We start from the raw sequence: 14,171 nt of genomic DNA, 5'->3' as shown, positions 1-14,171 counted from the left end.
TTGCGTCTTCTACCCGGCGTCACGAGCGACGGACGAGCCCGTTTAGACGCACATGATGACGTATTGGGCGGCGTTTGAGTGTCGGCACGGAGTGCGCCGCCCCCCGCGGCGCGGAGGTAGGAACAAAAGGTGTGTAAAAAGCGAGGCGACGTACCTTTCAGCTGACCGTTTACCAGCGATCCGGGGGGAGACCCGGAGAAAGGACGTCGCCTCATGGGCAACGATACGCGGGAGAGGTTCGGCGGGCCAGCGTGGGAGACGCTGGAGGTGTGGGTGCGGGAGGAGATGCGCGGTCTGATCCAGGCGGCGCTGGAGGAGGAGATCACGGAGCTTCTGGGCCGGGTGAAGTCGGAACGGCGGGCGGCGGTGGACGCGCCTCCGGGCTACCGGAACGGGTACGGCAAGCCGCGGCGTCTGGCGACGAGTTCGGGGACGATCGAGGTCAGGCGGCCTCGGGTCAGGGGCCTGGAGGAACGGTTCGAGAGCCGGGTGCTGCCGTTGTTCGCGCGCCGGACGCGGGAGGTGGGCGAGCTGATCCCGGAGCTGTACCCGCACGGGCTGGCCGAGGGCGATTTCGAGCTGGCGCTCAGGGGGCTGTTGGGCGACGGGGCGCCGTTGTCGAAGTCCTCGGTGAGGCGGCTCAGGGCGAGGTGGACGGCGGAGCACGAGGCGTGGAGCCGGCGGCCGCTGGGAGACCGTGAGCTCGTGTACGCGTGGGCGGACGGGATCTACGTGAAGGCGGGCCTGGAGCGGGACAAGGCGGCGCTGTTGGTGGTGATCGGGGCCATGAGCGACGGGACGAAGGAGGTGCTGGCGGTCACGCCGGGCTACCGGGAGTCGGTCGAGTCGTGGGCGGCGGTGCTCAGGGACCTCAAGGCGCGGGGGCTCGGGACGCCGAAGCTGCTCGTCGCCGACGGGAACCTGGGCATCTGGGGCGCGGCGCGGGAGGTGTGGCCGGAGACGGCCGAGCAGCGGTGCTGGAACCACAAGACGACCAACGTGCTGGACCGGCTGCCCAAGAGAGAGCAGGCCGCGGCGAGGGAGATGCTGCGCGCGGCGGCGTACGCGCCCTCGCGGGCGGCGGCGAAGGAGGCGAGAGACGCCTTCCGGGACCGCTACGGAGACGCCGAGGCCAAGGCGGTGGCCGTGCTCGAGGACGACTGGGACCGCATGACGGCCTTCCACGACTATCCGGAGAAGCACTGGCGGCACCTGCGGACGACCAACGTCGTGGAGAGCCCGTTCGCCTCGGTCCGGCTGCGCACGACGGCCGCGAAGCGGTTCAAGCGGGTCGACAACGCCACGGCGCTGATCTGGCGGCTGCTGCTGGTGGCCGAGAAGAGGTCCGGGAAGCTCAACGCGCCGCACTTGCTGGGGGAGGTGTACGAAGGGAAGAGGTTCGAGGACGGAAAGCCCGTCCCCGAGGGTCGGGAGAGGATCGCCGCCTGATGACGTTTACACACCTATTGACCCGACCTCAGGTGGGAGGTGATTGCTTCCCTTGGAGGCCGCGATCCGCTTGTCGGAATCATTGGTCGGCTTCGTCGGCGTGCGCACTCATCGGGTGCCGCAACGAGGTCAGCTCCTCGAGCAGCCGGGTTTCCGACTCCGCTTCGCGACCGTCAGGAGCTCAGCCGTGCGGCGACCCGATGGTCAAGCCGCCCAACTGCAAGAGAAACCGGCACCACGATCCGTATCGCCGGAGTCGCCAGCGACAAGGAGGAATACGATGCCGCAGCTTGCGTTTTTTCCATGGATCAAACTTGAGTGCGATATCGATGCCGGGGAGTACTCTCTGAAGCGGTTCGTGCGAGGAGAGCGCCCGGGACCGGATGGCGATTGCCAGGAGACGCTCGATGCCGTCCTTGCTCCGTATCGAGATCTTCAGGGCGAGCCCATCAAGACTGCGGTCATCCTCGCGCTGCAGGGCCAAGAACTGACCGCTGATCTGTCCGAGGAGAATAGGGCGGATCTGTTCTTGTTTGCCGAGTTGTTCGCCTTCTCGGCCTTGGCGTCGCGGGATTTCTTTATGTGGAAGTACTGCAACCGTGACGACCTGCGGCTTGTGATCCAAGCGTTCACCGATCCGGGAGGCGGCGCGCTCATGGAGCTGCGCCGACGCGATGGGCGCCAACAGTCGTACGTCACGGGCGATCTCTACCGGGTCCAAGTGCCAACGCATGTGAACCCCAGTCGGATCGAGCCCGACCACTCCTTGCTTGCCGCGCTTCTGGGGGCTCTGGGGCGGAAGGAGTGGCCGAGGGTGTACCAAGGTATCGTTCTCTTCAACCAAGCCAACACCGACGCGCCGGACGTGTCACCGAACACCGAATTGGTGCTGACATACGCGGCGATGGAGCAAATCCTAGGGACCGCCTCGCGCAAAGGACAGAAGCGGTTTCCAGAGAAATTCGCCGAAGCGTGGCGTCCGAGCCGGGAGCTGCCCTCGAACGAATGGCGACCGCCGCCAACGGGCACGGATTGGAAGAAAGACAGCCTCCGGGCCTGCTGGGCGTCGGACTTGAAGATCTGCCGCGGCAACTTAGCGCACGGACATCGGGAGGTCACACGACCGTCGCAGTGGACGGCGTCCGAACACCTGCTGCTCACCTCCTTCGCCGTCCCCCGGCTCGTCAAGCGAGTGCTTTCGAAGATGGGCCTCTACGCACCGACGGACGAGGACGAGCGTGACATCAACGCCTTCGAACCGCTACTGAACCTCCCGAACGTGTTCGCCGAATTCGATTCGGACGACGAGAACGACTTCGCGGCCGAGGACTTCGCGTGGCGGCATGTGCTACAACAGGAGGATGACCGCCAACTCCACCAGTACATCGAGAAGAAGGCCGAGGAGCTGCTTCGTCAGCAGGAAGGACACGAGGACGATTCGTAGCCCATGGCAATCCGCCGGTCCGCAAGTCGTCGCCGACCCGGCCCTGTCGCGATCATCCAAAGGACGTGGGCTCGTACCGTCTCCAGCCTCACCAGTTCCTGCCCGATTCTGGTCGCGTCGGTTGCGCGTTGGGGTCGTTGTGCGTCAACCGTGGGGGGAGTAGCCTTCGCGACTCGGAGCCTGTTCCGCGCTTCGACACCGAGACTGGATGCGCTTGCGGCGAATCGCCTCTTGCGTAGCCTCTGTGACCGGCCCACCGCGCCAGTCAACTCAAGGAACCCAGGACAGGCGGGAGGCGCACGATAGATGAATGGCATCGCAGAAAACCCCGAATTCCAAGTAGGCGACGTGGTCGCGCTTCGTTCCGACCGGAGCCGGATCGGCGCCATCATAGAGGTAATCGGCGGCGGCGCGGAGGTCAGGTACGGGATCCTGATCGACGGTGCTACTACCACGCTCTACGGCAGTCAGGTGGTGCGGGGCGCCTCGACTGAAGACAGGCCTGCGGAGATGAGTGCCGAGGAGTGCAAGGCGCTCCTTACCGCCCTTCATATCCGCTCACCGTCGACCTCGGCCTTGATGTCCCTCAGGTCCGGTCGCGTGGAGTTCGTACCCTACCAGTACCGCCCAGTACTTAAGCTCATCCGATCCGACCGGCCGAGACTCTTGATCGCGGACGAGGTCGGCGTGGGCAAGACCATCGAGGCAGGACTGATCATCAAGGAGTTGCGGGCGCGATCCGGGCTGTCCTCCGTCCTCGTCATTTGCCCGAAGCCACTGGTGTCCGAGCGCAAATGGGAACTGGAGATGCGCAGGTTCGACGAACACCTCCACCCCCTCGACGGACCCACTTTGCGGTTCTGCATCAACGAGACGCACTTGGACGGCGAGTGGCCCCGTCGCTACTCCAACGTCATTCTCCCGATGTCCCTTCTCAACGAGGCCGCCCTTCTCGGTAACGAGCGGCCCAACCGACGAGGCTCGCGAACCGAGCGCGGCCTGATCGACTTGGACCCACCACCGAGGTTCGACCTAGTGATCGTCGACGAGGCGCATCACGCCCGCAATGCTGAGACATACACGCACCAAGCCATTCGGCACTTCTGCGAGAACGCGGAGGCCGTTGTCTTTTTGACGGCGACGCCGGTTCAAATGGGAAGCCAGGATCTTTTCACTCTCCTCAACCTGCTTCGCCCCGACCTAATAATCGACCCGCCGACCTTCGAGCAGATGGCAGCGCCCAACGGCGGCATCAATCGCGCAATAGCCCTGTGTCGCGGCACACCTTCCGGGTGGAGGGAGGAGGCGCTCTCATGCCTGAACAGGGCCGTAGCCACTGAGTGGGGAAGGAACTTCCTTCGGGGCTCGCCGCTGGTGGCTGATCTCACGGCGACGCTTGGAGGGCGCGGAGACCCGGACGACAGCCGGGTGCGGGCCATCGATTCCCTCGAAAGACTCTACACGTTCGCCTCCATCATAAACCGTACCCGCCGCCGGGACATCGGTGAGTTCACTACGAGGAAGCCCCAAACGCTTCGGGTCGCCTACACGTCTGCACAGCGCGAACTGCACGACCGCCTCATGGAAACCCTCGCCCGTATCCTGGCGGCGTGCCACGGACACCAGAACGTGCGCTTCATGATGTCCACGGTTCGTCGTCAGGCGGCGAGTTGCCTTTATGGCCTAGCTCCCTACATGGAGGACATCCTCAACAGGAACATGGATCGGCTCGAAGGGATGGATTACGATTCCGACCAAGGCCCGGATCTCGGGTTCGTGGACGATGTGCGCGGGGAAATCGAGTCGCTCATCCGATCGGCGCGGTCGCTCGATCCAGTGGACCGGAAGGCGGACGAGTTCCGCCGCGTGATCCGGGAGAAGCTGGCGATGCCGAGAAACAAGGCCTTGGTCTTCAGCACGTTCCGGCACACGCTCGCCTATCTCGGACGCCTGTTGGAGGAGGAAGGCGTCAGGTTCGAGACGATCCACGGCGGGGTGCCGGGACGCGAGCGAAGGGACATCCGCCGCAGGTTCGCCCTGCCCAAGGAGTCCAGCGATGCTGTTCACGTCCTGCTCTCGTCTGAGGTCGGATGTGAGGGCCTAGACTTTCAGTTCTGCGACATGCTCGTGAACTATGACCTCCCGTGGAATCCTATGCGCATCGAGCAGCGGATCGGACGTTTGGACCGCCACGGGCAGAAGAGCAAAGCCATCGCCATCGTGAACCTTGTCACTCCAGACACGGTGGATTTCGAGATCTACGACCGTTGCCTGCTTCGACTGGGCATCTTCGAGCACGCGATCGGCGGCAACGAGGAGATCCTCGGCGAGCTTGGCGCAGAACTCCGAAGCATAGGCGAGAGCTTTCGCTTGACTCGAAGGGAGGTTCGTGACCGTCTACGGCAGCTCTCCGACAACCTTATCCGCCGCCGGGAAGAAGACGAGCGCATCGAGAGTGCGCAGGGTGAGCTCTTTGGCCTCGGGCAGGTGGTGGCGGACTGGAAGAAGGAAGTAGAGGATGCCGAGTCCCCCTGGATCATCCCCGTCGCGATCCAGCGGTGCGTGAACGTCTACCTGCGGAAGTTGCTTGACTCGCCGAACCGGGACTTCGTTGGAGGCTCGGGGACGGCGAATACGCTCAGACTGGGAGCCGACGCCAAACAGGAGCTTCTGGCCCGCCGCGACGTGCGAGGCAGAAGAACCGACCCGCGTTTCACACAGTGGGAAAACTGGTTGCGCGGCACTTCATCCCGATTGGCGGTCACCTTCCGGCAGGAGACGGCTAGGGAGAGCGAGGATGTTGTCCACCTCGATGTCACGCACACCCTCGTTCAGCAGGCCGCCGCGTTCCTCACCGAGGGCTCCGAAGGGCAGGTCATGGGGCCGACGCGCGTTCGCGTCGAGACTCTGAGTTCGACGGCCCCGGTCGGCGAGCACGCATTCGCGGTGTACCGATGGAGAAAGACCGGCGTTGTGGCTGGGGACGAGTTCATCGCCGTGTGTGCATCCGCACGAGTTGAAGGCGAAGTCATGTTGCTGCTGGCGGGGGCGACGGACGATTCCGAGCCCGGCCAGATCAACGACTCCGCCTTGGATGGGCTGGACCGTCGCCACCACCAGCTCTGGCACTCGGCCAGGGAGCGGCATGTGGCGGAGAACACCCGGATCGTCGATCATCGTCTTCAGAGCCTCAAGGTCAGCCAGAGCGCACGGGAGAAGATACTCAGAGAACAGCTCGCCAAGGCCGAGCACGAGAATATCCGCAGGATGAGGGAATCGCAGTTAGAACGCGCGGAGCAAGAATTCACGGAAACGGTAAGCCGCCTCCGGGCGAGTGCCGAGGAGGCGGACATACTCGCCAGCGTCGTCGTGCACGGCACGATGCGGATACGGAGGGGGACAGCGGTATGAGCCGTGAGTACGAGCAGATTCCTGAGAGCTTCATCCGGGACCTCGGTGCCGACCGAAGGGAGTTAGTCGAGGCGCTCAAGAAAAACGACACGAACCTCGACGGGCTCGTGGACCACCTCTATCCCGACACCGCCCACCTCGTTTTCGAATTGTTGCAGAACGCGGAGGACAAGGGGGCGGCATCCGCCCGTTTTGAGTTGAGCGAGCTGAAGCTCTCCTTCACGCACGACGGCCGACCTTTCTCTAAGGAAGATATCAAGAGGATCACCAACTACGGCAGGAGTGCCGAGTACGAGGAGAAGGACACGATCGGTCGCTTCGGCATCGGGTTCAAGTCCGTGTTCGGGTGTACCGAGACTCCAAGGATATACAGCGACACGGTAGCGTTCGAGATCGTCGATCGGATCGTGCCGGGGGCGATACCCCCACCTGCCTCTTCGATAGGGCTCTCTGATCGGGAAACCGTTATCGAGCTTCCGTTCAGCAGCGAGCTGACGATCAACAGCAAGATGAAGACCCGTGACGAGGTACGGGAAGAGATTCGGCTGGGGTTGGCAGGGATGTCGGTCATGTCAGTCCTGCACTTGCAGAACATCGAATCGATCGAGTGGAGGACGGACAACGGCGATTCAGGATCACTCATACGGACGGAGCTAGGTGGTGGCGTGGTGCAGGTCCGTGACAAGAGCCCCTCCGGCGAGGAGAGGCGTTGCTTCCTTCGGTTTCGCGAGCCCTATTGCGAGGGCTCATCCATGTACCTTGACGTAGTGTTCGAGCTTGAAGAGAAGGAACGAGATCAGGGGGCCTTGCAGGTGGTGGGCGAAGCTCTCGCCGATCGCTTCCGCATCGTTCCCGCCGAGCGGGGCAGCGTGGCTGTGTTCTTCCCTGCCACAAAGGAGACCTCGAATCTCCGGTTCCACGTCCACGCGCCCTTCATTCCCGAACTCAGCAGGGCGAGCGTCAAGGAGCACCCCGAAAACGATGCCCTCATCGCTCGCTTGGCCGCGCTCGTCGCCAAGTCGCTGCCGGCCATCCGTCGCTTGGGGCTCCTCGACAGGGATTTCCTGGGCGTTTTACCCAACTCACAGGATCCTCTTGCTGCGCCCTACAAGCCCTTCCACGCCGCTGTGGTTCAAGCGATGCGCGAAGAGTCTCTTGTGCCCATGCAAGGCGGCGGTCACGGACGAGCAGCCCACCTGTTGCAGGGGCCGGCCGATCTCAAGGTGTTCTTGGGCGTGGACGATATCCACTTCTTGATGTCTGGCTGGGATTCTGAAGCACCACAGTATTCCTGGCAATTTCCGGCCCAGAAGACGAGGAGTACCGTGTCCCCGTCCGAATACCGGGGTTGGGCCGTGTCCGCCACCCAAAAAAGCAGCGCGGTTGACCGCTTCCTCATCGACCTGACGATTGGTGCATTCGAAGTTAAGTACTTGGCCCCGCCCGCGTCCAAGACGAACGAAGAGATCGAGGAATGGCTGGCGACCCACGATGTCCGTTGGCACAGAGCCTACTACGCGTCGGTCGAGAAGTACTGGGATGCAAACCACAGTGCTTACGATAGGCTACGGAGGCTCCCGATCGTACGCACTCAATCAGGCAAGTATCGACGGGCAGCTGAATGTCGCTTTGCGATCGACGGAGATGACGCACCTGAGGGTGTTGCGATTGCGGATCCTGACACCTACTCCGGCGGCAAAGGCACCAAGGATGCGAAGAAGGGGCTCGAGCGATTGGGAGTGTGCGAAATCGATGACGAGTCCAGAGCCATCGGAATCCTGGACAAGTACTACGGTGAATCCGGGCATCGCCCCACGGAGGATGAGCACAGGAATCATGTGGAGACCTTCATCGGACTCGTGCGAAAAGAGCGGGTCACTGTAGATAAGTTCGGCGAGTACAGTTTGCTTCTGGACTGCGACGAGGACTGGCTTCCGCCGAGTCAGCTATACGCCGGGAAACGGTGTCCCGACGCGAGTGCGGCTCCGTACTTTCGGCACCTCGAATGCCTGACCGACTATCTTCAGCCTGTCGCGCAGGCGTTGCGGTACGAGCTTCACCGACGTTACTGGGATATGCCGGGATTCAGCGAGTTTGCGAGGCAGATCGGTGTCGCCTACAGCATTCCGATTTCGGAGACGGCGTGTCGCCTAAACCCTGACTGGCAGCACCTGCAATCGGGCGGCGGAGTGAATGTCACCAGTTATGGGATCGACCGTGATTGGCAAATCCCCAATCTTGATGACATGCTCCAACGGCTCAAGCAGGCGAACCACCCGGAAGCTGAGCGAGAAAAGATGGCAAAAGCTATCCGGGCAGCTCTCGATCAGACTAAGGAAGATACTTGGCCTCCTCCCGAGCCTTGTTTCTCGGAGCTACCGATCTCTGGAAAGTTGGTGGCAGTTTACAGGAGGAACGCAAGTGCCGGTTATCGAGCCGCTCCATCCCAACTCGTCTTCACGCTGAGAAACCACGCGTGGGTGCCTCAGAAGCAGGGACGTGACAGCTTGATTTTTGTCACGCCAAGCAAAGCGCGGCCAGACCGGCTCCCCGAAGGATTCGCCTTCGATTTTGGTTGGGCGTGGGTGAAGGCAATACGGTTCGCCAGCGAAAGCGGTGAGGCGGAGCCCAGCGGAGTTCTCCAAAAACACGACCGTGAAGTTCGGGAAGCCAAGGCCAAGGATCTAGGTTTCGAGAACCTGGACGCAGCTGAAGCTGGCAAGTGGTTTGCGGAACTTTCGGAGGGAGAGAAGGAGGAGATCAGGCAGCGGCATGAGTCGGAGCACCGTCCACCGCCGGAGTTCCCCGACCCTCCGAACCCCGAGCGCCGCCGCGAGAGGGCGAGGAAGCTAGCAAAGGACGCTCCACGCCGAAAGACGGAACACAGGGAACGAAGCATTGTTCAAGGAGAGCCCAAGCTCAAGGAGGAGGCACGCACCAAGCTTCGGGCGAAGTACGAAGAGCACGCCCGTGTAAGCCTTTGCCAAGTGATCGGTTGCCAGGATAGGTCCTTCAAGCTGAAGGAGGGAGCTTGGTACTTCGAGGCCGTCCGGTTCCTCGGTCTGGATAAGATGGTTGCGGACGACTATGTGGCATTCTGTCCCCGACATGCTGCCATGTACCAGCACGCGAAGGAGTCGGATGGGCTCAAACAAGAATTCGAGCAGCGATGCGCGGTTGGGAATTACGGAAAGGGCATGTTAATTCCAGTCGTGCTGGCCGGAGAGCACATAGACGTCCTTCTGGCCCCCGAGCACGTCATCGACCTCGAAGTAGCACTGGAAGTAGATGCGGAGCAAGACACAGAGGGCGATTGACTCGCTGGAGCACGCCGACCTCCTCCTCCGTTCTTACGCCCTTATTGTCATTGTCACTGGCTTCTCATCCTGATTGTCGCGCTACGTCCTTATGGTCCGCGATAAGGACGATCACGCGCCCCTCATTCGCGGCAGTCCTTCAACATAGATCCCCAACCTGCGCCGCTTCCTCTTGACTCGGCCTGACCCGTCCGCGGGTACTCTCCGATTCCAACGCATATCGCCTACCGGATGGCCACCATCCCTCTTGTCGGGGGCAGCTGTCAGTTGATCGCCGCTCCACTACATGCGAGTAGATCTCTTCCGGGCGTGGAGGGCGAGGACCCCGGCGCCAAGCAGCATCCCGGCCATCCTTACCGCGGTGTTCGGAACCAGGATGAGCGCGCCTGCCAGCACGAACAGCGCACGTTCCCCGACGCTGCACGCGGCCATGGCGAATCCCTCGATCGCGAAGGCGAGCACCGCGATCAGCGCGAGGGTCGAGCCGATGGCGAAGACGAAGTCCGCGGCGCCCGTCCCATCCACCAGGATCAGCGACGAATACGCCATCATCGCCGGTACGATGAAGAAGCCCAGCGACAGCTTCACCGCCACGTTAGCCGTCCGCATGGGTGGTGAGCCCGCGACCCCCGCCCCGGCGAAGGCCGCCAACGCGATGGGCGGCGTCACGTTCGACGTCTGCGAGAGCCAGAAGATGATCATGTGCGCGACGAGGAGTGAGAGCCCCAGCCCCTCCAGGGCGGGCGCGGCCATGACCGAGATCACGATGTAGGCCGCGGTCACCGGCAGCCCCATCCCGAGAACGAGCGCCGCGAGAGCGATGAAGATGAGGGCGAGCCAGAGCTGGCCGCCCGCCGCCTGGACGACGGTTTCCGTGAACTGGAGGCCGATCCCCGTCTGGCCGATCACCCCCACCACGATCCCGGCTGTCGCACACGCGAGCGAGATCGGCAGCGCCATGACTGCCCCCGCCCGCAGGCCCTCGAGGATCGTGCGCCAGCCGACCCTCGTCTTCTTCCGCGCCATCCCCGTGACGACGACCGCGAGGCAGCCCACGGCCCCGACGAGCGGCGGCGAGTAATTGAGGAGGAGGAGCGCGACCACGAGCCCGAGCGGGAGCAGGAAGTGGACCCCCTCGCTGAGCGTGCGCCGCGCCGGCGGCGGGTTCTTCATCCCGCGCAGCCCCAGCTTGACCGCCATCAGGTGGACGAAGAGGAGCGTGCACCCGAAGTAGAGGATCGCGGGGGCGATGGAGAGCGTCACGATTTCGCGGTAGGGCGTGTTCGTGAAGTCGGCCATGATGAACGCGCCGGCGCCCATGATCGGCGGCATGATCTGGCCCCCCGTGGAGGCCGCCGCCTCGATCCCGCCCGCCTGCTCCGGGCGGTAGCCCAGCTTCTTCATCATGGGGATGGTGAGCGCGCCCGTCGTCACCGTGTTCGCGATCGCCGATCCCGAAATCGACCCCATGGCCGCGGAGGCGATCACGCTCGCCTTCGCCGGCCCGCCCCGGAACCGCCCCGCGGCGGCGAAGGCGAGGCCGATGAAGAACCGCCCGGCGCCCGTCACCTCCAGGAAGGCACCGAAGAGGACGAAGATGAACACGGTCCCCGCCGCGATCCCGAGTGGGGTCCCGAACAGCGCCGCCCCCGTGAAGATCTGGAAACGCAGGATCCGCTCGAGGCTGAAACCGCGATTCGCGATCACATCGGGCAGCAGGTCCCCGAACCCCGCGTAGAGGAGGAAGACGAGGCCCACCGCCACCATCACCCAGCCCACGGCCCGGCGCGTGGCCTCGAACAGGAGGATGACGAAGGCGAGGCCCACGATCAGGTCGTGGGTGCCGAGTCCGTACAGGATGTGGTCCACGCCCCGGTAGTCGAAGCCGACGATCACCCAGCCGCAGTAGAGGGCGGCGAGCGCGAGCGCGGCGTCGAGCCACGGGCTCCAGCGGGGGGCGGCCCCCTCGCCCGTCCAGGAGGGTTTGGCGAGGAAGGTGAGGACGATGACCCAGGCGAGGTGTATGGGGCGCCCCAGCGTGGCGGACAGCGTGCCCGTCGTACTCTGCCAGAACTGGAAGAGGGAGAGCCCGACCGCCAGGGCGAAGAGGATGCGCCTTGTGTGGGTCAACGGGCGCCGGGTCCCGGCACTTCGTCTCCCGGCACTTCGTCTCCCAGTACTTCGTCGTAGTAGCGCCGCGCGCCGGGGTGGATGGGAAAATCGCCCACGTCGCGCGCCGAGACCGGCGTGATGAAGCTCGCCACGCCGGAGATGTTCTCAAGGTCGCCTCGGCGCTCGAGCATGGTCCGCGTGAGGTCGTACGCGAGGCTTTCGTCCATCGAGCGCGACACGACGAGCAGGTTCCAGAGCGTCGGCGTGAGCACCGGCTCGTCCACGCCGCGATACACGCCCGGGGGCATGATGAAGCCGGAATAGGCCGGCTCCGCGCGGACGATGGTGGCGATCTCGTCCTCGGTGAAGGGGACGAGAACCATGTCGCGCGAGACGCCGATCTCGACGACGGCCGGCATCCCCACGCCGCCGGCGATGAAGCCGGCATCGAGCGTCCCATCCTTGAGACCGTTCGACATCTGCGCGTAGTTCAGTTGCCGCACGGTGAAGTCGGATTCTCCGATCCCCATCGACTCGAGCACGTTCCAGGCGGTGACCGCGTTCCCCGACCCCGGCGGGCCGACCGACACGCGGCGGCCCCTGAGGTCGTGCACCGACTCGATGCCGGTGCTCCGGACCGTCACCAGGTGTACGACGTTCGGATACAGCTTCCCGATCGACATCAGGGGCATGGGCTCCGGGAACCGGCCCGTGCCCGCCAGCGCCGCGGCCAGGGCGTCCGCCTGCGTGAAGCCGACTTCGCTTTCGCCCTTCGCGACCTGGATGAGGTTCGTCACGGAGCCGGCGGTGGTCTCGGCCTTCATGTTCACGCCGTCGAGATGCCGCGACCAGATCGACGCGAGTCCGCCCCCGAGGGGATAGTAGAGGCCGTTCGTGTTCCCCGTCGCGATGGAGAGCGTCTGATGCCCCTCGCCCCCGCAGCCCGCGACGGCGATGGCCAGGACGAGGCCCGCCCCGGCAACGCGCGCGACCCCGCGTCGCGCCATCACGCGCTCTCAGCCACCGGCATCGGCATCGACAGCTCCATTCGGTATCAACCCTCTGTCAAATGGCGCTGCTATGCTCCCTCGTCGCGCCGCGTCAAGCAAGCGCCTCCCCGCGGCTCCCCGTACCCCGCCCCCGCGCAACCGACATCCGGCTGACTCATTTACCTTGTAAATGCGGTATTGTATTCCTAGCATACAACCATGAATCCGACGATCATCCCCCGGCTACTCCGGGCCGAAGTGGAGGAGCACCTCAGGATCTTCCCGGCGGTGGGACTCGTCGGGCCGCGCCAGGTCGGCAAGACGACGCTGGCGAGAGCGCTCGCGGAGGAGGGGGCCGGGGAGGCGGGTGACCGAACCGGGCCGTCCCGTCCCGGCCTGTACCTGGATCTCGAGAATCCCGCGCACCTTGCCCGCCTGACAGAGGGATCGGGCTACCTCGAACAGGTGAGGGACAGACTCGTCGTCCTCGACGAGATCCACCGGGCTCCCGGGCTGTTTCGCGAGTTGCGCGGGATCATCGACCAGCGGATCTGGCGGGGTGAGAGGGCGGGTCAGTTCCTCATCCTCGGTTCCGCATCGCCGGACCTGATGCGGCAGTCCGGTGAGAGTCTCGCCGGGCGCATCGGCTATCTCGAGCTCGGCCCGCTGGATGTGCGCGAAGTGGAACAGAGCCGGCTCATGCGCCTGTGGAGCCGGGGCGGGTTCCCCCCGAGCTTTCTCGCCCCGACGGACGAGGCGAGCGCCCTCTGGCGGGAGAACTTTATTCGGACCTGCCTGGAGCGCGACATCCCGCAACTGGGACCGCGCATCCCCGCCGAGACGCTGCGCCGCTTCTGGACCATGCTCGCGCACTCCCAGGGCGGACTCTGGAACGCCTCGACATTCGCGAGGAGTCTCGGCGTGGAAGGAAAGACGGTGTCGCGGTACGTGGACCTCCTCGTCGATCTCCTGCTCGTGCGCCGGCTGCGGCCGATCCATGTGAACGTCCGCAAGCGGCTGGCGAAATCGCCCCGGACCTACGTGCGTGACAGCGGCGTCCTGCACGCGCTGCTCGGGATCCCGGACGCGGACTATCTGCTCGGCCATCCGGTGGCGGGCGCCAGCTGGGAGGGCTTCGCCATCGAGACGCTGATCCGGGCGGCGCCGGACAGACTCTCTCCGCCGGGCTTCTACCGGACGGCCACGGGCGTGGAGATCGACCTCATTCTGGAAGTACCCGGACCCCGAACGTGGGCCATCGAGATCAAGCGCGGGCTCGCCCCCCGCATCAGCAAGGGATTTCGCATCGCGCTCGACGATGTGAAGCCCGACCGCGCCTTCGTCGTCTACGGCGGTGACGACCGCTACCCGGTCGGGGCCGGCATCGAGGTCATCGGACTGCGGGAACTCGCGACGGAACTGGCGGCGCTGGGGCGACCCGAGCCCTGA

7 protein-coding genes are annotated in these 14,171 nt (G+C 64.3%); 5 read left to right on the top strand and 2 right to left on the bottom strand.

Features of this window, described 5'->3' with window-relative positions:
* The first annotated feature begins 213 nt into the window (after positions 1-213).
* From ACPXY0_RS02090 to ACPXY0_RS02075, 4 genes are all read left to right on the top strand, one after another.
* The gene (locus ACPXY0_RS02090; RefSeq protein ID WP_423928013.1) at positions 214-1,449 is read left to right on the top strand and encodes an IS256 family transposase; all 1,236 of its coding nucleotides are present in this window, start codon (positions 214-216) and stop codon (positions 1,447-1,449) included.
* 280 nt (positions 1,450-1,729) lie between these two features.
* Positions 1,730-2,893 carry a hypothetical protein gene (locus tag ACPXY0_RS02085; protein ID WP_423928011.1) on the top strand — a complete coding sequence of 388 codons (1,164 nt, stop codon included), beginning with the start codon at positions 1,730-1,732 and terminating at the stop codon, positions 2,891-2,893.
* Positions 2,894-3,199: 306 nt separating this feature from the next.
* Positions 3,200-6,304, top strand: coding sequence for a DEAD/DEAH box helicase (locus ACPXY0_RS02080; protein ID WP_423928009.1), 3,105 nt, complete (start codon positions 3,200-3,202; stop codon positions 6,302-6,304).
* Complete coding sequence (locus ACPXY0_RS02075) at positions 6,301-9,621, top strand: sacsin N-terminal ATP-binding-like domain-containing protein (protein WP_423928007.1); 3,321 nt, start codon at positions 6,301-6,303, stop codon at positions 9,619-9,621. The genes ACPXY0_RS02080 and ACPXY0_RS02075 overlap by 4 nt, the downstream gene beginning before the upstream one ends.
* 282 nt (positions 9,622-9,903) lie before the next feature.
* Here the strand turns inward: ACPXY0_RS02075 and ACPXY0_RS02070 are convergent, their stop codons facing one another.
* Both ACPXY0_RS02070 and ACPXY0_RS02065 read right to left on the bottom strand, forming a co-directional pair.
* Positions 9,904-11,751, bottom strand: a complete 1,848-nt coding sequence (locus tag ACPXY0_RS02070) for a TRAP transporter permease (protein WP_423928005.1) — start codon at positions 11,749-11,751, stop codon at positions 9,904-9,906.
* The gene (locus ACPXY0_RS02065; RefSeq protein WP_423928003.1) at positions 11,748-12,740 is read right to left on the bottom strand and encodes a TAXI family TRAP transporter solute-binding subunit; all 993 of its coding nucleotides are present in this window, start codon (positions 12,738-12,740) and stop codon (positions 11,748-11,750) included. The genes ACPXY0_RS02070 and ACPXY0_RS02065 overlap by 4 nt, the downstream gene beginning before the upstream one ends.
* 213 nt (positions 12,741-12,953) lie before the next feature.
* Between ACPXY0_RS02065 and ACPXY0_RS02060 the strand changes: the two genes are divergently transcribed.
* Positions 12,954-14,171 carry an ATP-binding protein gene (locus ACPXY0_RS02060; protein ID WP_423930543.1) on the top strand — a complete coding sequence of 406 codons (1,218 nt, stop codon included), beginning with the start codon at positions 12,954-12,956 and terminating at the stop codon, positions 14,169-14,171.

The organism is Candidatus Palauibacter sp. (assembly GCF_965237495.1).
In the GTDB taxonomy this organism is placed as follows: domain Bacteria; phylum Gemmatimonadota; class Gemmatimonadetes; order Palauibacterales; family Palauibacteraceae; genus Palauibacter.
The sequence above is the reverse complement of the archived record's forward strand: the minus strand, read 5'-3'. Positions and strand labels throughout refer to the sequence as shown.

Excerpts from the sequence above, each read along its gene's own strand:
- ACPXY0_RS02090 (WP_423928013.1), top strand. The coding sequence starts at position 214 with ATGGGCAACGATACGCGGGAGAGGTTCGGCGGGCCAGCGTGGGAGACG.
- ACPXY0_RS02085 (WP_423928011.1), top strand. The coding sequence starts at position 1,730 with ATGCCGCAGCTTGCGTTTTTTCCATGGATCAAACTTGAGTGCGATATC.
- ACPXY0_RS02080 (WP_423928009.1), top strand. The coding sequence starts at position 3,200 with ATGAATGGCATCGCAGAAAACCCCGAATTCCAAGTAGGCGACGTGGTC.
- ACPXY0_RS02075 (WP_423928007.1), top strand. The coding sequence starts at position 6,301 with ATGAGCCGTGAGTACGAGCAGATTCCTGAGAGCTTCATCCGGGACCTC.
- ACPXY0_RS02065 (WP_423928003.1), bottom strand. The coding sequence starts at position 12,740 with ATGGCGCGACGCGGGGTCGCGCGCGTTGCCGGGGCGGGCCTCGTCCTG.